The 21,824-nt window shown below is 65.0% G+C and carries 18 protein-coding genes; 10 read left to right on the top strand and 8 right to left on the bottom strand.

Features of this window, described 5'->3' with window-relative positions:
* Positions 1-80 precede the first annotated feature (80 nt).
* Together dut and NKI29_RS05560 are read left to right on the top strand one after the other, a co-directional pair.
* Complete coding sequence (gene dut, locus NKI29_RS05555) at positions 81-566, top strand: dUTP diphosphatase (RefSeq protein WP_023717930.1); 486 nt, start codon at positions 81-83, stop codon at positions 564-566.
* On the top strand, positions 566-1,222 hold the full coding sequence (locus NKI29_RS05560; RefSeq protein WP_352623203.1) for an HAD family hydrolase: 657 nt from the start codon (positions 566-568) through the stop codon (positions 1,220-1,222). The genes dut and NKI29_RS05560 overlap by 1 nt, the downstream gene beginning before the upstream one ends.
* A 33-nt stretch (positions 1,223-1,255) precedes the next feature.
* Here the strand turns inward: NKI29_RS05560 and NKI29_RS05565 are convergent, their stop codons facing one another.
* Positions 1,256-1,840 carry a TetR/AcrR family transcriptional regulator gene (locus NKI29_RS05565; RefSeq protein WP_352795647.1) on the bottom strand — a complete coding sequence of 195 codons (585 nt, stop codon included), beginning with the start codon at positions 1,838-1,840 and terminating at the stop codon, positions 1,256-1,258.
* Positions 1,841-1,922: 82 nt separating this feature from the next.
* Here NKI29_RS05565 and NKI29_RS05570 point away from each other — a divergent pair, with 82 nt between their 5' ends.
* The 4 genes from NKI29_RS05570 to NKI29_RS05585 all read left to right on the top strand — a co-directional run bounded on the left by NKI29_RS05570 (position 1,923) and on the right by NKI29_RS05585 (position 5,162).
* Positions 1,923-2,333 (top strand): SRPBCC family protein, encoded by a 411-nt coding sequence (locus tag NKI29_RS05570; protein ID WP_352795649.1) that lies wholly within the window; start codon positions 1,923-1,925, stop codon positions 2,331-2,333.
* Between the two features lie 77 nt (positions 2,334-2,410).
* Entirely contained in the window at positions 2,411-3,268 is an 858-nt protein-coding gene (locus NKI29_RS05575; RefSeq protein ID WP_352795650.1) for a hypothetical protein, read from the top strand.
* 77 nt (positions 3,269-3,345) lie between these two features.
* Entirely contained in the window at positions 3,346-4,149 is an 804-nt protein-coding gene (locus tag NKI29_RS05580) for an isocitrate lyase/PEP mutase family protein (RefSeq protein ID WP_023676373.1), read from the top strand.
* A 14-nt stretch (positions 4,150-4,163) separates the two neighbouring features.
* Positions 4,164-5,162: a proline racemase family protein gene (locus NKI29_RS05585; protein ID WP_352570220.1), complete on the top strand. Its 999-nt coding sequence runs from the start codon at positions 4,164-4,166 to the stop codon at positions 5,160-5,162.
* On the opposite strand, the gene NKI29_RS05590 is transcribed toward NKI29_RS05585, so the two are convergent.
* Positions 5,093-5,854, bottom strand: coding sequence for a sulfate transporter family protein (locus NKI29_RS05590; RefSeq protein WP_352570221.1), 762 nt, complete (start codon positions 5,852-5,854; stop codon positions 5,093-5,095). The genes NKI29_RS05585 and NKI29_RS05590 overlap by 70 nt on opposite strands.
* Positions 5,855-6,067: 213 nt before the next feature.
* Between NKI29_RS05590 and NKI29_RS05595 the strand changes: the two genes are divergently transcribed.
* Positions 6,068-7,060 (top strand): adenosine kinase, encoded by a 993-nt coding sequence (locus tag NKI29_RS05595; protein WP_352591197.1) that lies wholly within the window; start codon positions 6,068-6,070, stop codon positions 7,058-7,060.
* Positions 7,061-7,243: 183 nt separating this feature from the next.
* Here the strand turns inward: NKI29_RS05595 and NKI29_RS05600 are convergent, their stop codons facing one another.
* Positions 7,244-9,523, bottom strand: coding sequence for an NADP-dependent malic enzyme (locus NKI29_RS05600; protein WP_352570223.1), 2,280 nt, complete (start codon positions 9,521-9,523; stop codon positions 7,244-7,246).
* A gap of 203 nt (positions 9,524-9,726) precedes the next feature.
* On the opposite strand from NKI29_RS05600, the gene mutS reads away from it, so the two are divergent.
* Positions 9,727-12,375, top strand: a complete 2,649-nt coding sequence (gene mutS / locus NKI29_RS05605; RefSeq protein ID WP_352795714.1) for a DNA mismatch repair protein MutS — start codon at positions 9,727-9,729, stop codon at positions 12,373-12,375.
* Positions 12,376-12,471: 96 nt separating this feature from the next.
* On the opposite strand, the gene NKI29_RS05610 is transcribed toward mutS, so the two are convergent.
* The 3 genes from NKI29_RS05610 to NKI29_RS05620 form a co-directional block, all read right to left on the bottom strand.
* Positions 12,472-13,317: an aldo/keto reductase gene (locus NKI29_RS05610; RefSeq protein ID WP_352795652.1), complete on the bottom strand. Its 846-nt coding sequence runs from the start codon at positions 13,315-13,317 to the stop codon at positions 12,472-12,474.
* A 109-nt stretch (positions 13,318-13,426) separates the two neighbouring features.
* On the bottom strand, positions 13,427-13,813 hold the full coding sequence (gene copM / locus NKI29_RS05615; protein WP_352570225.1) for a CopM family metallochaperone: 387 nt from the start codon (positions 13,811-13,813) through the stop codon (positions 13,427-13,429).
* A 43-nt stretch (positions 13,814-13,856) separates the two neighbouring features.
* On the bottom strand, positions 13,857-16,361 hold the full coding sequence (locus NKI29_RS05620) for a heavy metal translocating P-type ATPase (RefSeq protein WP_352795653.1): 2,505 nt from the start codon (positions 16,359-16,361) through the stop codon (positions 13,857-13,859).
* Between the two features lie 227 nt (positions 16,362-16,588).
* Between NKI29_RS05620 and NKI29_RS05625 the strand changes: the two genes are divergently transcribed.
* Entirely contained in the window at positions 16,589-19,387 is a 2,799-nt protein-coding gene (locus NKI29_RS05625) for a [protein-PII] uridylyltransferase (RefSeq protein ID WP_352795654.1), read from the top strand.
* A 46-nt stretch (positions 19,388-19,433) separates the two neighbouring features.
* Positions 19,434-21,032: a murein biosynthesis integral membrane protein MurJ gene (gene murJ / locus NKI29_RS05630; RefSeq protein ID WP_352755992.1), complete on the top strand. Its 1,599-nt coding sequence runs from the start codon at positions 19,434-19,436 to the stop codon at positions 21,030-21,032.
* On the opposite strand, the gene NKI29_RS05635 is transcribed toward murJ, so the two are convergent.
* Complete coding sequence (locus NKI29_RS05635; protein WP_352614480.1) at positions 21,007-21,411, bottom strand: type II toxin-antitoxin system VapC family toxin; 405 nt, start codon at positions 21,409-21,411, stop codon at positions 21,007-21,009. The two genes, murJ and NKI29_RS05635, sit on opposite strands and share 26 nt — an antisense overlap.
* A complete protein-coding gene (locus NKI29_RS05640; protein WP_023676383.1) occupies positions 21,411-21,656 on the bottom strand; it encodes a type II toxin-antitoxin system VapB family antitoxin in 246 nt (81 codons plus the stop codon). The genes NKI29_RS05635 and NKI29_RS05640 overlap by 1 nt, the downstream gene beginning before the upstream one ends.
* Positions 21,657-21,824 lie beyond the last annotated feature (168 nt).

Raw genomic sequence — 21,824 nt, forward strand, 5'->3', positions numbered from 1 at the left:
GAACTGTGCTGAAAGAAAGCCGTTGATAGCATTGCCGCCGAGTTGACTGAACCGGCGTTCGCGACGATAGGATCAGCCTCATGCGCGCAGCACTTTATCCTACCTCCGTCATCGGTCCGGCTGTCGGCTTCGTCAGGCTGCCGCATGGCGAGGGCTTGCCGCTTCCGGCCTATGAAAGCTCGGGCGCCGCCGGCATGGACCTGCGCGCCGCCGTCCCGGACGACAGGCCGCTTTTGATCCTGCCGGGAAAGCGCGCGCTGGTGCCGACCGGGCTGGTCCTGGAAATTCCGGAGGGCGTCGAAGGCCAGGTCCGGCCGCGTTCGGGCCTCGCCTTCAAGCACGGGCTCACCTGCCTCAACACGCCGGGCACCATCGACAGCGACTATCGCGGCGAGGTCAAGGTGCTGCTGATCAATCTCGGCGACGAGGATTTCGCGGTGACGCGCGGCATGCGGATCGCCCAGATCGTCTTCGCCCCGGTGACGCAGGCGACCGTCGAGGAGCGCACATTGGCTGGCGGCACAACGCGCGGCTCGGGCGGCTTCGGATCGACCGGCACGGCCTGATGAAAATACCCAAGCTCGTCATCTTCGATTGCGACGGGGTTCTGGTCGACACCGAGAACCTGGCCAATCGGCGCCTCGCCGAATGGCTGACCGCGGCCGGCTTTCCGGCCAGCTTCGAATATTGCCGCAAGAATTTCTCCGGCCGCAGCATGGTCTCGGTGCAGAAGGAAGTCGAGGCGACCGGCGTCAGCCTCGGCGCCGATTTCGTCGAGCGCTGGAACGCCGGCCTGCCGGACCTGTTCGCGCATGGCGTCGAGGCCATCCCCAACGTTCGCGAGTTCATCGAAACCGTGCACGCCGCCGGCATCGCCACCTGTGTCGCCTCGTCGGCACGGGTGTCCAAAATGCACATCACGCTCGGCCAGACCGGACTGCTGCCGCTGTTCGACCATGCGCTGTTCAGCTCGACCATGGTCTCGCGTGGCAAGCCGTTCCCCGACCTCTTCCTGCATGCGGCAGCGACGATGGGCTTCGCGCCCGCCGACTGTATCGTCATCGAGGACAGCGTCGCCGGAACGACAGCCGGCATCGCCGCCGGCATGCGCGTCTATTCCTACCACGGCGACCCGCTTTCCGACCGCGATGGACTGATCGAAGCCGGCGGCATCCTGTTCGACGACATGCGTAAACTGGCCGGGCTGGTGCCGATCCACTGACCGCCTTTGCGCAGGCTGCATGCGCGCCAGATCTCAGACCGGGCGCGACGCCCCAAGTACTCGGTCGACCGTGTCGCGTATGAGAGTGCGCAGATTGGCCGGCCTGTCGAGATGACTGACGACAAGGAGGCCGTCGGCCGCCACTGTTAGCGCGTCCGCGGTGCGGTCCGGATCGGGATTTGCGTCAGCGATCAGCAGATCCCTTAGGATGCCCCACTTCCAGTGACGATGCTTATCGATCGCTTGGCGAACCGGGCTGCTGGGATCGGGGTATTCCGCAGCGGCGTTCTGGAAGGGGCAGCCGCGGTAGCCCGGCTGATCCGCCGCATCGGCGATGAGATCGAATATGGCAAGGATCATCGGGCGAGGTGGCCGCCGGTTAAGCTTCGCGATCGCTGCCCGTCCTCCCTTGCTGAGCTCCTCGATGTAGGCGCGGACGAGATCGTCCTTGGCCGCGAAGTGATGATAGAACGTCGCCTTCGCAACGTCGGCCTCGGCGATGATGCGGTCGATGCCGACTGCACGGACCCCCTCCAGAGAAAACAGCGCGGTCGCCGTATCGACGATGCGGCGGCGCGCAAGGCTTTCGGGACGATCGTTGATTCGGGCTGTGGACATGCCTTGACCGTATAGCAGACAGGTCTGTATACATCCACATGTAGACAGACAGGTCTACCTGTTAACAGAGGGTCCAGCGAACATGGCTTCGATAGTCAGGGAAATCATCGTAGATGCTTCACCGGAAAGCGTATGGGCGACGGTCGGCGACTTCGCCGGCGGCGCCCAACGGATAGCCCCAGGCGTTTTCGTCGACTGCCGGGTTGATAAGGGCGACGTGCGGGCCCTTACTTTCGCCGACGGCAAGATTGTGCGAGAGCGGCTCATCGCCCGCGACGAGCAGAGCCGGCGGATCGTGTGGGGATGGCTCGGCGACGAGGTCACCCACGATAATACCTCCATGCAGGTCTTTGCCGAGCGCGAGGGCCGGAGCCGCCTGGTCTGGATCCACGACACTCTGCCCGACGAACTCGGCACGTGGCTCGCAGCCGCCATGGATCAGCTGGTGCCGGTTTTCCAGCAGACCCTGGCGAGCCAAGCCAAGCCAACATAGTGAGGCAACGCCAGGGGTTTCCTCTTGGTCGCAAAATGCTCTAGCTTGCGCGCGCCCGACATAACGAGCGCGCGCGCATGACCTTCTCCCTGCTTCGTTTCATCTTTGCCTGCCTGCTGCTGCCCTGTCTTTGGACGACGGCCGGCGCGGAGGCGGTCAGCTTCCCGGAGCTCGGCAGCGCTGTCCCCGGCCACGGCGATGTCACCTATCTCGATCTCGCCAGGATGGTCATTCCCGATCTGGCGGCGGACAAGGACGGCTTTTTCCGGGGTTCGATGCCGATCGAGATGCGCCACATCGCTGGACCGGACTACGACGGCTCGCCGCCGGCGACGTCGGGTCTTTCCAGCGGCGACGTGCTCGACATCAAGGCCGGCGGCAAGGACCGGCTGGCGATGCTGCTCGACCTCGGCGACTCGCCTGACAGCGCCGAGGGTTATGCAGTGCTGGCACTCTACGACATCACCGGCAAGCCGGCCTTGCTCGACGCGGTCAATGTTGCCGTCGACCGCAGCACCTACTTTCGCGATCCGGGCAAGCTGTCGATCGGGCCCGGCGATGACGTCATCATCACCACGAGCACGCATTTCAATTCGAGCCAGGGCTATGTGATCGCGCCGCTGGTCATGGTCCGCAACGACAGGTTCGAGCTGATCGACATGATCTATACGTTCGACGAAAACCTCTGCACCAACCGAAGGACGCAGAATGCGGCCTTCCAGGCGATTGCCGACGGCCAGCACTATGCAGCCATCAAGGTTACGGTGACCGACGCGACAGTGCCGGGCGATGAAAGCTGCGACGGCCAGCCGCCGCCAGAGGCGTCTTCACGCGACATTTCCGTCACCTATCATTGGGGCAAAAACGCTTCGCGTTACGTCAAGGATTCCGATGCGCTGGACCGATTGGCAGGAGAGAACGCCAAACGCTTCTGAGCCAACCGCATTTGTTTGCCCGGCGCGTTCCGCCGGGCTAGAATTTCCTTCATAATCCGCACCGGAGGGGAGCATCCATGGATAAGGGCAAGATTTTTCGCGACCTGCATACATCGATCTTCGTCATGGCCAATTCATGGGACGTCGGCACGACCAAGCTCTTGGCCTCATTCGGCTTCAAGGCGCTGGCCACGACCAGCGCCGGCTTTGCCTTTTCGCGCGGCCTGCCGGACGGCGCGGTGACATTCGAGGCGATGATCCATCATTGCCGTGAAGTGTCGGCGGCGACCGGGCTGCCGGTTTCGGCGGACCTCGAAAAGGGCAAGGGCGACAGCGCGACAAGTGCCGGCGAGACCATCTTCGCCGCCGAGGCGGCTGGCCTCGCTGGCTGCTCGATCGAGGACCATACCGGCGAGCCCGCCAAGCCGATCTATGATTTTTCGCATGCCGTCGATCGCGTCGCGGCGGCGGCGGAAGCGGCACGGGCACTGAAACGCGATTTCGTCTTCACCGCGCGGGCCGAGAATTTCCTGTGGGGCAAGCCCGATCTCGACGACACGATCAAGCGGCTGCAGGCCTTCGAGAAAGCCGGTGCCGACGTGCTCTATGCACCGGGCCTGGGCGACATCGAGATGGTGCGAACCGTCTGCTCGGCGCTGACCAAGCCCGTGAACGTCATGGCTAGGCCCGGCTTCACCATCGCCGATCTTGCCATGGCTGGGGTAAAGCGCATCTCGCTCGGCCCATGGCTGACCAATTTTGCTTTCGGCATGCTGGAGACCGCGGCGCGCGAGATCCAGCAGGATGGCACCTTCGGCTTCACCCGCGCCGCCATGCCGTTCGGCAAGCTGCAGGCGCTGTTTGCCAAATCTTCCGCCTAGGCGGGGCCCGGCGAATGACGCTCACCGTCGTCGACATGCACACCGGCGGCGAGCCGCTGCGGATCGTCACCGGCGGCTACCCCGACATTCCCAAGGGCACGATCCTCGAAAAGCGTGCCTATGTGCGCGACCATCTCGATCATCTCAGAAAGATCCTGATGTTCGAGCCGCGCGGCCATTACGACATGTATGGCGCGCTGCTGGTGGAGCCCGACCTGCCGGGCGCCGACCTCGCGGTGCTGTTCATGCACAATGAGGGCTATTCGACGATGTGCGGCCACGCCATCGTCGCGCTCGGCCGCTACGCCGTCGACGAGCGGCTGGTGGCGCCACGCGAGCCGATGACGACCGTCAATGTCGAGGCGCCATGCGGGCTGATTTCGGCTGCGGTCGAGGTAAGGGACGGCAAGGCCGGCGCGGTGTCCTTCGAAAGCGTGCCGGCGTTTCTGTTCGCCGGCAACCAGCGGATCGAGCTGCCGGGCTATGGTCCGGTCGGCTTCGACATCGCCTATGGCGGCGCCTTCTATGCACTGGCCGACTGCCGCCAGTTCGGGCTGGAATTCGGCCAGAACCGGGTGCGCGATTTCGTCGATGCAGCGACCGCGCTGACCAATAAGCTCAAGGCCGAATTGCCGCTGTCGCATCCCGACCATGCCGATCTCGCCTTTCTCTACGGCACCATCCTGACCGACGGACAGGATGCGTTCTCCGATACGCCGACCAAAAACATCTGCGTTTTCGCCGAGGCGGAGGTCGACCGTTCGCCGACCGGCTCCGGCGTCACCGCGCGGCTGGCGGCCATGCACGCCAAGGGCCAAATCGAGATTGGCCGGACGCGGCTGTTCGAGAGCATCGCCGGCTCGCGCTTTTCCGGCGCCGTCGTACGCACGGCCACAGCCGGGCCGCATGACGCCATCATCGCCCGCGTCGGCGGCCGCGCCTATTACTCAGGGCGGGCCGAATTCATCGTCGAGGACGACGACGAACTGGGCAGGGGTTTTCTGCTGAGATAGCTCCCTTCCCGTGCCGAGATCGCCTTGTGCAGGTGCACCATCATGGCGGCGGCGAACAGCGGCGTCAGAAGATTGAGTAGCGGCACGGCGAGGAAAGCGGCGACCACCAGCCCGGCCAGGAACACGGTGATGGAGTGCTTTCTGCGCAGCGCCTTGGCCTCGGCCTCCGGGCGAAAGCGCATGGCGGCGAATTCGAAGAACTCGCGTCCGAGCAGATACCCATTGACGATGAAGAAAGCGGCGATGTTCACGCCCGGCACCAAGAGCAGCAGCAGGGCGACGATGTTGCCGAGGATAACGACGCCGAAAAATCGGATCGCCAGCACCAGCGAGCGCAACGCCGGCACGGCGCGGCCGGGCGGGTCGTTTGGATAATCCGTGCGCTCGACCACTTCGGCGACGTCGTCGAGGAACAGGCCGGCGATGATCGCCGTCACCGGCGCGATGAGCAGCGCCAAGCCCAGCGCAAGGCCGATGCCGGCGACGACGGCGCCCAGCCATCCGGCCCAGGAGGGTAGGGCGGGCAGCCATGCATCGATCCACGGCCAGGCCAGCCATTCGAACAAGCTCTTGATCCCGAACCAAAGCGCCGCCAGCGCCAGCAAGGTCAGCCCCAGCGTCTTCAGGAACACAGAACGGAATTCGGGCGAGAACAGCCGGCTCAAGGCGGCACGGGCGGCGTCGAGGATCACGGCGTTTCCAATTCCATGTCAAACGAGGCCCATGGGCGATATTTCGGGATAGGCGGAGACAGGTCGCGAGACAAGCGCAAACCGCGCGATACGAAGCATGCGTTCTGCCCGGATTTATAACTCGCGGCCTAGGCAAAGCCGCATCAAACCGCTAGACCCGCCCGCGCCCGGCGTGGCAGAAAGCCGGTGGGTTTTTGGCGGAGACATGAATTGATGCCGGACTATGACGTGCTTTGTGTCGGAAATGCCATCGTCGACATCATCGCCCAGTGCGACGAGGCGTTCCTGGAGACCAACGGCATCATCAAGGGCGCGATGAATTTGATCGACACGAGGCGCGCCGAACTGCTCTACAGCCGCATGGGCCCGGCCATCGAAGCCTCGGGCGGCAGCGCCGGCAACACGGCGGCGGGCGTTGCCAGCTTCGGCGGCCGCGCCGCCTTCTTCGGCAAGGTCTCGAACGACGCGCTCGGCGAAATCTACGCGCACGACATCCATGCCCAGGGCGTCGCCTTCGACACCAGGCCGCTCAGCGGCGAGCCACCGACGGCGCGCTCGATGATCTTCGTCACGCCGGACGGCGAGCGCTCGATGAACACCTATCTCGGCGCCTGCGTCGAGCTCGGCCCGGAGGACGTCGAGGCCGACAAGGCGTCGGGCGCCGCCGTCACTTATTTCGAGGGCTATCTGTGGGACCCGCCGCGCGCCAAGGAAGCGATCCGGCAGACGGCTAAGCTCGCCCACGCCGCCGGGCGCGAAGTGTCGATGACATTGTCGGACTCGTTCTGCGTCGACCGCTACCGCGACGAGTTCCTCGATCTCATGCGCTCCGGCACCGTCGACATCGTCTTTGCCAATAGCCACGAGATCAAGTCGCTCTACCAGACCGCTTCCTTCGACGAGGCGCTGGCGCGGATCCGCAAGGACTGCAAGATCGCCGCCGTCACCCGCTCGGAAAAGGGCTCGGTCATCGTGCGCGGCGACGAGACCGTCACCATCAATGCGACCAGGATCCGCGAGCTGGTCGACACCACCGGCGCCGGCGACCTCTACGCCGCCGGCTTCCTCTATGGCTACACGCAAGGCCGCAGCCTGAAGCAGTGCGGCGATCTCGGCTCGCTGGCTGCCGGGCTGGTCATCCAGCAAATCGGCCCAAGGCCGAGGCAGAACCTGCGCCGCGAGGCCGAGCAGGCGGGGTTGTTGTAGGAGCGCCTCTCCCTTCTCCCCTTGTGGGAGAAGGTGGATCGGCGCGCAGCGCCGAGACGGTTGAGGGGTGCTGGACGGATCGCCGTCGGTGCCAAGCTGGAGCACCCCTCATCCGACCGAGCTTCGCTCGGCCACCTTCTCCCACAGGGGGAGAAGGAAAGAGGTGCTGCCGCTACGCGCTCCTCAAGCCCCCGCGCTATACGCCGCGATCGCCGCCATATTGACGATGTCGCTGTCCTTGGCATTCAGCGAGACGATCTGAACCGGCTTGTTCAGGCCGACCAGCAGCGGGCCGATGACGGTCGAGCCGCCGAGCTCCTGCAGCATCTTGGTCGAGATGGAGGCCGAGTGGAAGGCCGGCATGATCAGCACATTGGCCGGGCCGGTCAGCCTGATGAACGGATACTGCGCCATGGCGCGGGCGTTGAGCGCCACGTCGGCGGCCATCTCGCCGTCATACTCGAAATCGACGCGGCGCTTGTCGAGGATGCGCACCGCTTCCTGGACGCGCTCGGAGCGTTCGCCCTGCGGATGGCCGAAGGTCGAATAGGCGAGCATGGCGAGCCTCGGCTCGTAGCCCATGCGGCGGGCGAAGCCGGCGGCCTCCTCGGCGATGTCGGCGATCTCGACGGCATCAGGCATGTCGTGCACCGCGGTGTCGGCAACGAGGACGGTGCGACCCCGCGCGAGCACGATCGACACGCCGATGACGCAGTGGCCGGGCCTTGCGTCGATGACGCGGCGGATGTCGTCGAGCGCCGTCGAATAGTTACGGGTAACGCCGGTGACGATGCCGTCGGCATCGCCCAGCGCCACCATGCAGGCGGCGAAATGGTTGCGGTCGTTGTTGATCAGCCGCTGGCAGTCGCGGAACAGAAAGCCTTTGCGCTGCATGCGCTCGTAGAGATAGTCGGTGTAGACCGAGTTGCGCCGCGACAGCCGCGCATTGATGATCTCGATGCCTTGCTTGCCGAGATCGATGCCGGCATTCCTGGCGTTTTCCTTGATGATGTCGTCGCGGCCGAGCAGGATGGCGGTGCCGAGCCGCTGGTTCACATAGGAGACGGCGGCGCGCATCACCTGCTCCTCCTCGCCCTCGGCAAAGACGATGCGCTTGGGCTGGCGGCGGACGCGGTCGTAGATGCGCTGCAGCGTCGAGGCGATCGGGTCGCGGCGGGCGGAAAGCTCCTGCGCGTAGCGGTCGAGATCGAGGATCGGCTTGCGCGCGACGCCGGAGTCCATCGCCGCTTTGGCCACCGCGATCGGAATGGCCGAGATCAGGCGCGGGTCGAACGGCACCGGGATGATGTAGTTGGGGCCGAATTTCGGCCGCATGCCCTGATAGGCGGCGGCGACGTCGTCGGGCACGTCCTGGCGCGCCAGTTCGGCGAGCGCTTTGGCCGCGGCGATCTTCATGTCGTCATTGATGGTGGTCGCCCGCACATCGAGCGCGCCGCGGAAGATGTAGGGGAAGCCAAGCACGTTGTTGACCTGGTTGGGATAGTCGGACCGTCCCGTCGCCATGATGGCGTCGGTGCGGATCTCGGCGACCTCCTCAGGCGTGATCTCGGGGTCGGGATTGGCCATGGCGAAGATGATCGGGTTCTTGGCCATCGACTGCACCATCCTGGTGGTCAGCGTGCCCTTGGCCGAGAGGCCGAGGAACACGTCGGCGCCGTCCAGCGCCTCGGCCAGCGAGCGCGCGCCGGTTTTCACGGCGTGCGCCGACTTCCACTGGTTCATGCCTTCGGTGCGACCCTGGAAGACGACGCCCTTGGTGTCGCACAGGATGATATTTTCTGGCGCAAAGCCCATCGCCTTCATCAATTCGATGCAGGCGATGCCGGCAGCGCCGGCGCCGTTGCAGACCATTTTCGTGGTCTTCATGTCGCGGCCGGTGATTTCCAGCGCGTTGATCAGGCCGGCGGCCGAGATGATGGCGGTGCCGTGCTGGTCGTCATGGAAGACCGGGATGTCCATCAGCTCGCGCAGCCGCTGCTCGATGATGAAGCATTCCGGCGCCTTGATGTCCTCGAGGTTGATGCCGCCGAAGGAGGGGCCGAGAAAGCGCACGCAGTTGATGAATTCGTCGGCATCCTCGGTGTCGACCTCGAGGTCGATGGAATCGACATCGGCGAAGCGCTTGAACAGCACCGCCTTGCCTTCCATCACCGGCTTCGAGGCCAGCGCGCCGAGATTGCCGAGGCCGAGGATAGCGGTGCCGTTGGAGATGACGGCGACCATGTTGCCGCGAACCGTGTAGTCGAAGGCGCGGCTCGGGTCCTCGGCGATGGCGAGAACCGGCACCGCGACGCCCGGCGAATAGGCGAGGCTGAGATCGCGCTGCGTCGCCATCGGTTTTGTGGCGACGATCTCCAGCTTGCCCGGACGGCCCATGGCGTGGAATTCCAACGCCTCCTGGGCGCTGACGGAGGGCCCGTTGCTTTCGGTTTTCTTGGCCATGGTACTTTTGGTTTCCTCGCCCGTACGGCACCGCTTGAGATGGGTGCGCATGCTTTCTTTTGTGGAAGGTTCGGGATTAAGGCTACACTTCGCCGCTGTAAACCGCCAAGCATGGCTTGGAAAATTTTGGAAGCAGCTTCTTGAACGACGAGACGCCCATTCGAAGCGACGATGCCACGCCGGCCTTCGCGCCGGCGACGCCGATGATGGAGCAGTATATCGAGATCAAGGCGGCGAACCCGGATTCGCTGCTGTTCTACCGCATGGGCGATTTCTACGAGCTGTTCTTCGACGACGCCGAGAAGGCAAGCCGGGCGCTCGGCATCGTGCTGACCAAGCGCGGCAAGCATCAGGGGCTCGACATCCCGATGTGCGGCGTGCCGGTGCATGCCGCCGACGATTATCTGCAGAAGCTGATCGGCCAGGGGTTCCGCGTCGCTGTCTGCGAGCAGATCGAGGATCCGGCGGAGGCCAGGAAGCGCGGCGGCAAATCGGTGGTGCGCCGCGACGTGGTGCGGCTGGTAACGCCCGGCACCATCACCGAGGACAAATTGCTGGCGCCGTCGGAATCGAGTTTTCTGATGGCGCTGGGACGGGTCAAGGGTGGGGCAGAGCACGCTTTCGCCTTGGCCTGGATCGAGATCTCGACCGGTGTCTTCCGCGTCGCCGAGACCACCGCCGACCGGCTGCTCGCCGACGTCTTCCGTGTCGATCCGCGCGAGCTGATCGTCGCCGAGCCGGTGTTTTACGACCCGGAGCTGAAACCGGTGTTCGACGTGCTCGGCCGCGTCGCCAGCCCGCAGCCGCCGTCACTGTTCGATTCGGCTTCGGCCGCCGGCCGCATCGCCCGCTTCTTCGAGGTGGCAACGCCGGATAGTTTCGGCACGTTTTCGCGCGCCGAGCTGTCGGCGATCTCAGGCGTCATCGCCTATGTCGAAAAGACGCAGAAGGCCGAGCGGCCGCCGCTGTCGCGGCCGGAGCGCGAGGAGCAGGGCTCGACGCTGTTCATCGACCCGGCGACGCGCGCCAATCTGGAGCTGCTGCGCACGCTGTCCGGCAGCCGCGACGGGTCGCTGTTCAAGGCGATCGACCGCACGGTGACCGGTGGCGGCGCAAGGCTGCTCGCCGACCGCTTGACGGCGCCGCTGACCGACCCGGCGGCCATCGCCGCAAGGCTGGACTCGGTGTCGTTCTTCCGCTCCGAAACGCGCCTCTGCCAGGCAGTGCGGGCAAGCCTGAAGAGCGTCGCCGACATGCCGCGGGCGCTGTCCAGGCTGGCGCTCAACCGCGGCGGCCCGCGCGACCTCGGCGCGCTGCGCGCCGGTTTCGAAGCGGCCGGCGCCATCGCCGAACTGTTCGGCCAAACCGCATTGCCGGCCGAACTGACCGCGGCGTTGGGAGCTATCAAGGCACTGCCCAGTGATCTGGCGACGCATCTGGCACAGGCGCTCAGCGACGAGCTGCCGTTGCTCAGGCGCGACGGCGGCTTTGTCCGCGGCGGCTACCACGCCGAACTCGACGAGATGCGGGCACTGCGCGACGAGTCGCGAAAGGTGATCGCCGGGCTGGAGCGTTCGCTGATCGACGAGACCGGCATCCGCTCGCTGAAGATCAGGCACAACAATGTGCTGGGCTATTATATCGAAGTCACCGCTAACCACCATGCGCTGATGACCGGCAGCGACGGCGCCAAGGCGCGCTTCATCCATCGCCAGACCATGGCCAACGCCATGCGCTTCACCACCACGGAACTCGCCGAACTGGAAACCAAGATCGCCAACGCCGCCGACCGGGCGCTGGCGATCGAGCTTGCCGCTTTCGAGGCGCTGACGGCGGAAGTGGTCGGCCAGGCCGACACGATCCGTGCCGGCGCCGAAGCGCTCGCCGTGCTCGACGTTTCGGCCGCACTTGCCTTGCTTTCCGAGAGCGAGGCCTGGTGCCGGCCGCTGGTCGATGCGAGCCTTGCCTTCGAGATTTCGGGTGGACGTCATCCGGTGGTCGAACAGGCGCTGCGGCGTTCCGGCGAAGGCCCGTTCGTCGCCAATGATTGCGATCTGTCGCCGCAAGGCGATGCCAAGGCCGGCGCGATCTGGCTGCTGACCGGCCCCAATATGGGCGGCAAATCGACCTTCCTCAGGCAAAACGCGCTGATCGCCATCCTCGCCCAGACCGGCTCCTTCGTGCCGGCGGCATCAGCCCATATCGGCGTCGTCGACCGGCTGTTTTCGCGGGTCGGCGCCTCCGACGATCTGGCGCGCGGCCGCTCCACCTTCATGGTCGAGATGGTCGAGACGGCGGCGATCCTCAACCAGGCAGGCGAACGCGCACTGGTCATCCTCGACGAGATCGGCCGCGGCACCGCCACTTTCGACGGCCTGTCGATCGCCTGGGCGGCGGTCGAATATTTGCACGAGAAAAACCGCTGCCGGGCGATCTTCGCCACGCATTTCCACGAGATGACGGCGCTGGCCGGAAAATTGCCGCGGCTCTCCAACGTCACCATGCGGGTCAAGGAATGGGAGGGCGACGTGGTCTTCCTGCACGAGGTCGGCAAGGGTGCGGCCGACCGTTCCTACGGCGTCCAAGTAGCGCGGCTGGCCGGCCTGCCAGAGGCCGTCGTCGGCCGGGCCAAGGAAGTGCTGCACCAGCTTGAAGCAGGCGAGGTCTCGGGCAAGGCCAACCGTCTGGTTGACGACCTGCCGCTGTTTTCCGTGGCAGCGAAGCGGGAGGCGTCGAAGCCGGTGAAGAGTGATGGGCTGGGTTTGGCGCTAGCGGAGATCAATCCCGACGAGATGACGCCAAGGGAAGCGCTGGAGGCGCTGTACCGGCTGAAGGGGATGGCTGGGAAGTAGTGCTCGTCCGATAGCGCTCTACGGCACCCCCCTCTGTCCTGCCGGACAGAGGGGGTGTGACGGAACGCTGCTTTGGCTTGCCTTCCGCCCCACCCCTCAAATCATCGCCAGGCCCGACTTCCGCCTCGGCGGTGGGAAGGCGCGGTCAATTTCGGCGAAATCTTCGCTCGTGAGCTCGATCTCCAACGCCGCGACATTCTGCCGGATATGCTCCGGGCGGCTGGCCTTCGGAATGGCGATGACGCCCTCCAGCGCCATCACCCATGCAAGTGCGATCTGCGCCGGCGTCGCACCGTGGCGGGCGGCGATGGCATCTAACCTGGCGTTGCGCGCCAATACCCCCTGATCGACCGGCGAATAGGCCATCAGCGGCATGCCGCGTTGCCGGCTCCACGGGGCGAGGTCGAACTCGACGCCGCGCTGCGACAGATTGTAGAGCACCTGGTTGGTCTGGACGTTGCCGCCGGCCGGCAACCGGACCAGCTCCTCCATCTCGCCGGTATCGAAATTGCTGACGCCCCAATGGCGGATCTTGCCGGCCGCCTTCAACGCTTCGAACGCCTCTACCGTTTCCATCAAAGGAACGCTGCCCGGCCAATGCAAGAGATAGAGATCGATGCGGTCGGTGGCGAGATGCCTCAGGCTGTTCTCGCATGCCCGTTTCACGCCGGCGCGCGAGGCATTGGACGGCAGCACCTTGGAGACCAGGAAAACCTCGTCGCGGCGCCCGGCGATGGCCTCCGCCACCACCTCCTCGGCACCGCCGCTGGCATACATTTCGGCGGTGTCGATCAGCGTCATGCCGAGATCCAGCCCGAGCTTCAGGGCATTGGCCTCGTCGCCACGGCGGCGGCCGTCTTCGCCCATCTTCCAGGTGCCCTGGCCGAGCACCGGCACAGCTTCGCCGCAGGGCAGGGTGGTCGTTCTTATCGTCGATGGCATGGCATGCTCCAGTCCGAGGCCCGGATAGCACCATAGCCGCCAAGGGAAATCCAGGTGAAGCAGAAATCCAGGTGAAGCCTCTCGCCCGGATTCCCCGACAGCGTGACGCCTACTTCACCGGATGGGCGGCAAGCCAGTCCTGCATCTGCTTGATTTCGGCCTGCTGCGCGGCGATCACCGCTTCGGCCAGCTTGCGGATTTCCGGATCCTTGCCATTGGCGAGCTCGACCTTGGCCATGTCGATCGCCGCCTGGTGATGCGGGATCATGCCGCGGGCGAAATCGACGTCGGCATTGCCGGAATATTCGATTGCCATCATGTCGGTATGCATCTTGTCCATCGCCGCCTTGTAGCCTTCGGTCGAAGGGCCCTGCGCGCCCATCGCGCCCATGTCGTGTTTCATCTCCTCGGCTTGCGCCGGAACGCTTTCGAGGAAAACGGCAAGCAGCATTCCCGCCGCCATCATCAGCAGCACGATCTTCTTGGCCAAGGTCATTCATCGTCTCCTTTTTTGAACAGGGTCTATCTGGGCAGTCGACTCAGAGTTTCAACGTCCTGAGCCGCAACGCGTTGGAGATCACCGAAACCGACGATAGGCTCATCGCCGCCGCCGCAATCATCGGCGACAACAGCGTGCCGGTGAGCGGATAGAGCACGCCGGCGGCGACCGGCACGCCAAGCACGTTGTAGAGGAAAGCGAAAAACAGGTTCTGGCGGATGTTGCGGATCGTGCCCTGGGCAAGCGTGCGGGCTCGGACGATGCCGTTGAGATCGCCCTTGACCAGCGTGATCCCTGCACTCTCGACCGCGACATCGGCGCCGGTGCCCATGGCGATGCCGACATCGGCAGCGGCGAGTGCTGGCGCATCGTTGACGCCGTCGCCGGCCATGGCGACGCCGGCGCCGTTTGCACGCAATTCCTCGACCAGCGCACCCTTCTGCTCGGGCAAAAGCCCGGCACGCACCTCGTCGATGCCGAGCTTGGCGGCGATGGCTTTCGCCGTGCGCTCGTTGTCGCCGGTCGCCATGACGATCTTCAGCCCGCTGTAATGCAGTGCCTTGATCGCCTCGGCGGTGGTCGCCTTGATCGGGTCGGCGACGGCGACGAGGCCGGCGAGCCGGTTGCCGACAGCAACGAACATCGCGGTCTTGCCGTCGGCCTGCAGCGCCTCGGCGCTGGCCAGGACCGCCGCCGTGTCGATGCCGAGATCGGCCATCATCGCGGCATTGCCGAGCGCTACCTTCTGCCCCGAGACCGTGCCGGAAACGCCCTTGCCGGTGACGGCCTCGAAACCGCCGGCGTCGGGGACCTTCACGCCGCGTTCGCGGGCGCCTTCGACGATCGCCTCGGCCAGCGGATGCTCCGAGCCTTTTTCCAGACCGGCGGCGAGCGCCAGCAGCTCGTCTTGTGCCATGCCTTCGACCGCGATGACGTCGGTCAGTTTGGGCCGGCCTTCGGTCAGCGTTCCCGTCTTGTCGACGATCAGCGTATCGACCGAGGCAAAGCGCTCGAGCGCCGCCGCTTCCTTGATCAGCACGCCGGCATGCGCGCCGCGCCCGGTGGCGGTCATGATCGACATTGGCGTGGCAAGGCCGAGCGCACAGGGGCAGGCGATGATCAGCACCGAGACCGCCGAGACGATGGCAAACACCAGGCTGGGTTCCGGTCCGACGATCGCCCAGGCGACAAACGCAATGATGGCAATCAGAACGACGGCCGGGACGAAGTAGAACGAGACGCGGTCGGCCAACCCCTGGATCGGCGCGCGTGAACGCTGCGCCTTGGCGACCAGCTCGACGATGCGCGCCAGCGTCGTCTCGGCGCCGATCTTTTCGGCGCGCATGATCAGCGAACCGTTCTTGTTGAGCGTGCCGCCGGTGAGGTTGTCGCCTTCGGTCTTTTCGACCGGCAGCGGCTCGCCTGTGATCATCGATTCGTCGATGGACGAGCGCCCTTCGAGCACAATGCCGTCGACCGGCACGGCGTCACCGGGGCGGATGCGCAGGCGGTCGCCGGCCTTGACGGTTTCGAGCGGCACGTCGTTTTCGGAACCGTCCGCGCCGATCTGCCGCGCCGTCTTCGGCGCCAGGTCGAGCAGCGCGCGGATCGCCGAGCCGGTTTTCTCGCGGGCGCGCAATTCCAGCACCTGGCCAAGGAACACCAGCGCGACGATCACCGCCGCCGCCTCGAAATAGACCGGCACGGTGCCGTCATGGCCGCGGAACTGGTGCGGAAAGAGGCCTGGAAACAGCGTGGCGACGACGCTGTAGAGATAGGCGGCACCGACGCCGAGCGAAATCAGCGTCCACATATTGGGGCTGCGGTTGAGGACCGAGTTCCAGCCGCGATGGAAGAACGGGAATGCCGCCCACAGCACCACCGGGCTGGCCAGCGCCAGCTCCAGCCAGACCTTCGCGCGGTCGTCGATGAAGGCCTGGAACGTCAGGCCGAGCATCGGCGCCATGGCGATGACCAGCAACGGCACGGACAGCACCGCGCTCACCCAAAAGCGCCTGGTGAAGTCGACCAGTTCGGGGTTAGGTCCCTCGTCGCCGGTCGGCACGCCCATCGGCTCCAGCGCCATGCCGCAGATCGGGCAGGAGCCGGGCTTGTCGCGGATGATTTCCGGATGCATCGGGCAGGTGTATTGCGTGCCCTTGGGCATCGGCTGCGGCGCCGGCCTGTCGCCGAGATATTTTGCCGGCTCGGTTTCGAACTTCGCCTGGCAAGCGGCCGAGCAGAAATAGAAGCCCCGGCCCTCGTGCCGCAAAAAGTGCTTGGCCGTGGCACGGTCGACGCTCATGCCGCAGACGGGATCGGTTGCGGTCAGGTATTTTTCCGGTTCGGCGACGAATTTCGAACGGCAGCTTTCGCTGCAGAAATGATAGCGATGGCCGTCATGCTCGGCCGTTGGCTTGCCGGCAGCCGGATCGACGGTCATGCCGCAGACCGGATCGCGGACGACGGCGTCCGCAGCAGAGGAGACGCCTTTTGGCGAGCAGCAGCTGCCATGGGCGTGATGATGGTGATCGGAATGCGTCATGCCGAAAGCCCCTGTATTTCGATGTTGCGGCGGAAGTAGTGCTTCCAGTAACTGGAAGGTCAAGGGCTGATTTCGATTTTTCGTGGCCAGGCCCAAACTGCACCGGCCGCGGGCATGAGACGATCGTCCCGTTCCACGGCTGCGGAGAACGCGTCCGTCCGCCCCATACCCAGCGCCGCGAAAACGCGCTATAGACGCCGCCGAAACGGCGAGGCCGAACGGCATTTATGGCAAGAATATCCCTGAAGCTCGAGGAACTGATCGACGGCGAAGCCTTGCGCCGCGAGATGACCGAACTGACCGAGGCGTCGGCAGGCGACGGCTCCGGCAAGGCCGCGCGCAGCGGCGTTCTCAAGCTTCTCAAAAGCCGGCTCGCTGACGGCCGCACGGTCGCCGAACGCATGCTGATGGACGATGGCAGCGGTACCGCCTGCGCCGGCCGGCTGTCGCATCTGATGGATGAGATCATCCGCGCGCTCTACGACTTCGCCGCCACCCATGTCTATCGCGTCAAAAACCCGTCATCGGCCGAGCGCATGGCGGTCGTGGCCGTCGGCGGCTATGGCCGTGGCACGCTGGCGCCCGGGTCCGACATCGACCTGCTGTTCCTCCTGCCCTACAAGCAGACGCCATGGGGCGAGCAGATCGTCGAATACATGCTCTACATGCTGTGGGATCTCGGGCTGAAGGTCGGCCACGCCACCCGCAACATCGACGAGTGCCTCAGGCTGTCGCGCACCGACATCACCATCCGCACCTCGATCCTGGAGGCGCGCTTCCTGTGGGGCGAGCAAAAGCTCTATGACGAGCTTTTGCAACGCTTCGACCACGAGGTGGTGCGCACCACCGGCCCCGAATATGTCCAGGCCAAGCTCGCCGAACGCGACGAGCGCCACGCCAAGGCCGGCGAGAGCCGTTACCTGGTCGAACCCAACGTCAAGGACGGCAAGGGCGGCCTGCGCGACCTGCAGACGCTGTTCTGGATCGCCAAATATTTCTACCGCGTGCGCACCGGCGAGGAACTGGTCGACAAGGGCGTCTTCACCGACGCCGAATACAGGGAATTCCAGAAGGCCGAGGATTTCCTATGGGCGGTGCGCTGCCACATGCATTTCCTCACCGGCAAGGCCGAGGAGCGGCTGCATTTCGACATCCAGCGCGACATTGCCGAGCGGCTGGGCTACACCACCCATCCCGGCCTGTCGGCGGTCGAACGCTTCATGAAGCACTACTTCCTCGTCGCCAAGGATGTCGGCGACCTAACCCGCATTTTCTGCGCCGCGCTCGAGGAGGAGCAGGCCAAGCATGTGCCGGGCTTCAACCGCATTTTCCTCACCTTTTCGCGCCGCAAGCGCAAGCTCGCCGGCACGGCCGATTTCATCGTCGACAACCACCGCATCAACATTGCCGACGACGAGGTGTTCGAGCGCGATCCGGTTAATCTCCTCAGGCTGTTCTGGTTCGCCGACAAGCACGGCCTGGAATTTCACCCCGATGCGCTGAAGCTTTTGACCCGTTCGCTCGGCCTCGTCGGCAAGGCACTGCGGCGCGACGAGGAAGCCAACCGGCTGTTCCTCGACATCTTGACCTCGGACCGCAACGCCGAGCTCAATCTACGGCGCATGAACGAGGCCGGACTGCTGGCCAAGCTGATCCCGGACTTCGGCAAGATCGTCGCCATGATGCAGTTCTCGATGTACCACCACTACACGGTGGACGAGCACCTCATCCGCTGCATCGGGGTGCTGGCCGAGATCGAGCGCGGCGACGGGGAAAAGATCCATCCACTCGCCCACTCGCTGATGCCGGGGCTGAAGAAGAGCCGCGAGGCGCTCTATGTCGCCGTGCTGCTGCACGACATCGCCAAGGGCAGGCCGGAGGACCATTCGCAAGCCGGCGCCAGGATCGCCCGGCGCATCTGCCCGCATATGGGGCTCTCGCCGGCCGACACCGAAACGGTCGCCTGGCTGGTCGAGAACCACCTCGTCATGTCGATGACGGCGCAGACCCGCGATCTCAACGACCGCAAGACGATCGAGGATTTTGCCGCCATCGTGCAGTCGGTCGAACGGCTGAAGATGCTGCTTGTGCTTACCGTCTGCGATATCCGCGGCGTCGGGCCTGGGGTCTGGAACGGCTGGAAGGGCCAGCTGCTGCGTACGCTCTATTACGAGACCGAGCTTTTGTTGACCGGCGGGTTTTCGGAGGTGTCGCGCGCCAAACGGACGGCGGCGGCGCGCGAACAACTGGCCGAGGCGCTTGCCGACTGGCCGGAAAAGGCCCGCAAGCGTTATGTCGGCCAGCACTACGAGAACTATCTGCTGGCGGTCGATCTTCCCGACCAGCTCCGCCATGCCGAATTCATCCGCGAGGCCGATCACGCCGGCAAGAAGCTCGCCACCATGGTGAAAACCCACCAGTTCGAGGCGGTGACCGAGATCACGGTGCTGGCGCAGGACCATCCGCGCCTGCTCTCGGTGATTGCCGGCGCCTGTGCCGCGGCCGGCGGCAACATCGTAGACGCGCAGATCTTCACCACCTCGGATGGTCGGGCGCTCGACACCATCCTGATCTCGAGGGAGTTCGACCTCGACGAGGACGAGCGCCGCCGTGCCGAGCGCGTCGGCCGGCTGATCGAGGACGTGCTGTCGGGCAAGAGCTGGCTGCCCGAAATGATCGAGAAGCGGACCAAGCCGCGGCGCGGCGCCAAGGTTTTCCGTATTCCGCCACGCGCCGAGATCCGCAACACGCTGTCGAACCGTTTCTCGGTGATCGAGGTCGAGGGGCTGGACAGGCCGGGCCTTCTGTCGGAGATCACCGGCATGTTGTCGGACCTGTCGCTCGACATCGCCTCGGCCCACATCACCACCTTCGGCGAAAAAGTCATCGACACGTTCTACGTCACCGATCTCACCGGCCAGAAGATCGACAGCCCGTCGCGTACGGCGACCATCCGCAACAGGCTGATCGCGGTGCTCGAGGGCACGGCGTCCGAGCGCGGCAAGACCAAAACGGCCGCCGAGTGACTGTTACCTTCCATTTGCCCCAATCGCACAGGCAGTCTTCAAGCGCATGAGCCTTGTCAAGAAATTCGCCACGGTCGCTTCCGGCACGCTGATGAGCCGCGCCCTCGGTTTCGGCCGCGAGATGCTGATGGCTGCCGCACTCGGCACCGGGCCGATCGCCGACGCCTTCAACGCCGCCTTCCAGTTTCCCAACACCTTTCGCCGGCTGTTCGCCGAAGGCGCCTTCAATGCCGCCTTCGTGCCGCTGTTCGCCAAGGAGATCGAGACACACGGCACCGACGGCGCCAAGCGCTTTTCCGAAGAGGTGTTCGGCGTCTTGTTCACGGCGCTTCTGGCGCTGACCATCGCCATGGAACTGGCGATGCCGCTGATCGTGCGCTACCTGGTGGCGCCGGGCTTTGCCGACACGCCGGGAAAATTCGAGACGACGGTGGCGCTGGCGACCGTCATGTTCCCCTACCTGATCTGCATGTCGCTCGGCGCCATGATGGCCGGGATGCTGAATTCGCTGCGCCGCTATTTCGCCGCTGCGGTGGCGCCGGTGTTCCTCAACGTCATCCTTATCGCCGTGCTTGCCTATGCCTGGTACAAGGGTTCGGACGCCGGCACCGTTGGTTTCGGCCTGGCCTGGGGCGTGCTGGCGGCCGGCCTGGTGCAGCTGGCGATCGTCTGGGCGGCGGTGCGCCATGCCGGCATTTCGATCGGCTTCCGGCGGCCGAAGATGACGCCGAACGTCAAGCGGCTGCTGATCCTGGCGCTGCCGGCGGCGATCACCGGCGGCATCACCCAGATCAACCAGCTGATCGGCACGGCGATCGCATCGGCGCAGGACAGCGCGGTGTCGTCGCTGGCCTATGCCGACCGCGTCTACCAGCTGCCGCTGGGCGTCGTCGGCGTCGCCGTCGCCATCGTGCTTTTGCCGGAACTGTCGCGGGCACTGAAATCAGGCAATCTGGTCGAGGCCGCCAATCTGCAGAACCGCTCGGTCGAGTTTACCCTTTTCATGACCTTGCCGGCGGCGGCCGCGCTGCTGGTTATGTCCGAGCCGATCGTGCGGCTGGTCTATGAGCGCGGCGCCTTTGCCGCCAACAATTCGACGCCGACGGTCGCGGCAATCCTGGCGATCTTCGGCCTCGGCCTGCCGGCCTTCGTGCTGATCAAGGCGTTCACCCCAGGCTATTTCGCCCGCGAGGACACGCGCACGCCAATGATTTTCGCCGCCATCTCGGTGGCGGTTAACATTACGACGGCGCTGACGCTGTTTCCGACCATGGGCGCGCCCGGCATTGCCGTTGCCTCCGCTGTCGCAGGCTGGGTCAATGCGGCGATGCTGCTCGCCGTGCTGATCCGGCGCGGCCATTGGGGCCGCGACGTGCCGCTCATGAAACGCATCCCGCGGCTGGTGCTGTCGGCGGCGGTGATGGCCGCGGCGCTCTATTTTGCCGAGCACTGGTTCGCCGCAAGTCTCGGCTCCGGCTCGCCGCTGGTGATCAAGGCGGTAACCCTGCTTGCGCTCGTCGCCGGCGGGGCGCTGCTTTACTTCGTCACCGCCTTCGCCACCGGCGGCGCCGATTTCGGCATGATCCGCCGCAATATCGGGCGCAAGGGCTCCCAGCCGGTCAAGCAACAGTCTCCAGATCCGTGAAGCGGAATTCGTCCGCCGTCGAAAGCATCGGAACGGCGTAGTAGCGCGCACAGGCGTAGTGGAAACAGTCGGCCATGTTGAGGCGGCCAGCGTTGTTGCGAAACCGCGACGCAGCCTCGACTGACAGAGATGCTGCGTCAGAGGAAGGCGGAAGCTCCCGCAAGGTGATTCCACGCTCTTCGAGAAAACGGCTGACTATCTTGAAGCTTGTGGCGACCGGTACGGCCAGCTTTTCCGATCGCGAAAGCGCCATCGCGGCTTCCCAAACCGCGATCGCCGACGTGAACGGAGCCGACGCTTTCATGACCGCCTGCGCGCAGCGCGGGGCTTCGGTCTCGTTGCTCAGTATGGCAACGATAGCGGCAGCATCGATGAACATCAGTCTTCGCCGGACAATTCGTCGTAGACCGAGCGCGGCAGCGGCTTGCGCGCCTGCTCGCTCAGCTCAATACCGAACTCGGCCCGGAGCCGTGCCGCCGTCTCCAGCGGCGTCTCGCGATTGCGTCGGCGCTCCAGAGCTTCGCGCATGGCGATCACGATTGCCTCGGTGATCCCGACACCTTCAAGCCTGGCAAAAGCCCGCGTCAGGCTGTCCGCTTCCTTGTTGTTGATGTTGATCGTCATTGTTTTGCTTCCGCTGTGTAGCAAATATTATGTAGCTATCTACATCAGTCCGTCAATGTGGCCCTAAGCCAAATCGAAGCGATTGCCGAGGCGAGCTATTTTGTTCTTGCTTTGTGCCGGCAGCTATGCTAGTAACTTCGGTATGGGTGCTCATTGGCGCCGAAGACC

The organism is Mesorhizobium sp. M0678 (genome assembly GCF_040320505.1).
Classification (GTDB): Bacteria; Pseudomonadota; Alphaproteobacteria; order Rhizobiales; family Rhizobiaceae; genus Mesorhizobium.

Coding starts and splice junctions, on each gene's coding strand:
- dut (WP_023717930.1), top strand. CDS start 81: ATGCGCGCAGCACTTTATCCTACCTCCGTCATCGGTCCGGCTGTCGGC.
- NKI29_RS05560 (WP_352623203.1), top strand. CDS start 566: ATGAAAATACCCAAGCTCGTCATCTTCGATTGCGACGGGGTTCTGGTC.
- NKI29_RS05565 (WP_352795647.1), bottom strand. CDS start 1,840: ATGTCCACAGCCCGAATCAACGATCGTCCCGAAAGCCTTGCGCGCCGC.
- NKI29_RS05570 (WP_352795649.1), top strand. CDS start 1,923: ATGGCTTCGATAGTCAGGGAAATCATCGTAGATGCTTCACCGGAAAGC.
- NKI29_RS05575 (WP_352795650.1), top strand. CDS start 2,411: ATGACCTTCTCCCTGCTTCGTTTCATCTTTGCCTGCCTGCTGCTGCCC.
- NKI29_RS05580 (WP_023676373.1), top strand. CDS start 3,346: ATGGATAAGGGCAAGATTTTTCGCGACCTGCATACATCGATCTTCGTC.
- NKI29_RS05585 (WP_352570220.1), top strand. CDS start 4,164: ATGACGCTCACCGTCGTCGACATGCACACCGGCGGCGAGCCGCTGCGG.
- NKI29_RS05595 (WP_352591197.1), top strand. CDS start 6,068: ATGCCGGACTATGACGTGCTTTGTGTCGGAAATGCCATCGTCGACATC.
- NKI29_RS05600 (WP_352570223.1), bottom strand. CDS start 9,523: ATGGCCAAGAAAACCGAAAGCAACGGGCCCTCCGTCAGCGCCCAGGAG.
- mutS (WP_352795714.1), top strand. CDS start 9,727: ATGATGGAGCAGTATATCGAGATCAAGGCGGCGAACCCGGATTCGCTG.
- NKI29_RS05610 (WP_352795652.1), bottom strand. CDS start 13,317: ATGCCATCGACGATAAGAACGACCACCCTGCCCTGCGGCGAAGCTGTG.
- copM (WP_352570225.1), bottom strand. CDS start 13,813: ATGACCTTGGCCAAGAAGATCGTGCTGCTGATGATGGCGGCGGGAATG.
- NKI29_RS05620 (WP_352795653.1), bottom strand. CDS start 16,361: ATGACGCATTCCGATCACCATCATCACGCCCATGGCAGCTGCTGCTCG.
- NKI29_RS05625 (WP_352795654.1), top strand. CDS start 16,589: ATGGCAAGAATATCCCTGAAGCTCGAGGAACTGATCGACGGCGAAGCC.
- murJ (WP_352755992.1), top strand. CDS start 19,434: ATGAGCCTTGTCAAGAAATTCGCCACGGTCGCTTCCGGCACGCTGATG.
- NKI29_RS05635 (WP_352614480.1), bottom strand. CDS start 21,411: ATGTTCATCGATGCTGCCGCTATCGTTGCCATACTGAGCAACGAGACC.
- NKI29_RS05640 (WP_023676383.1), bottom strand. CDS start 21,656: ATGACGATCAACATCAACAACAAGGAAGCGGACAGCCTGACGCGGGCT.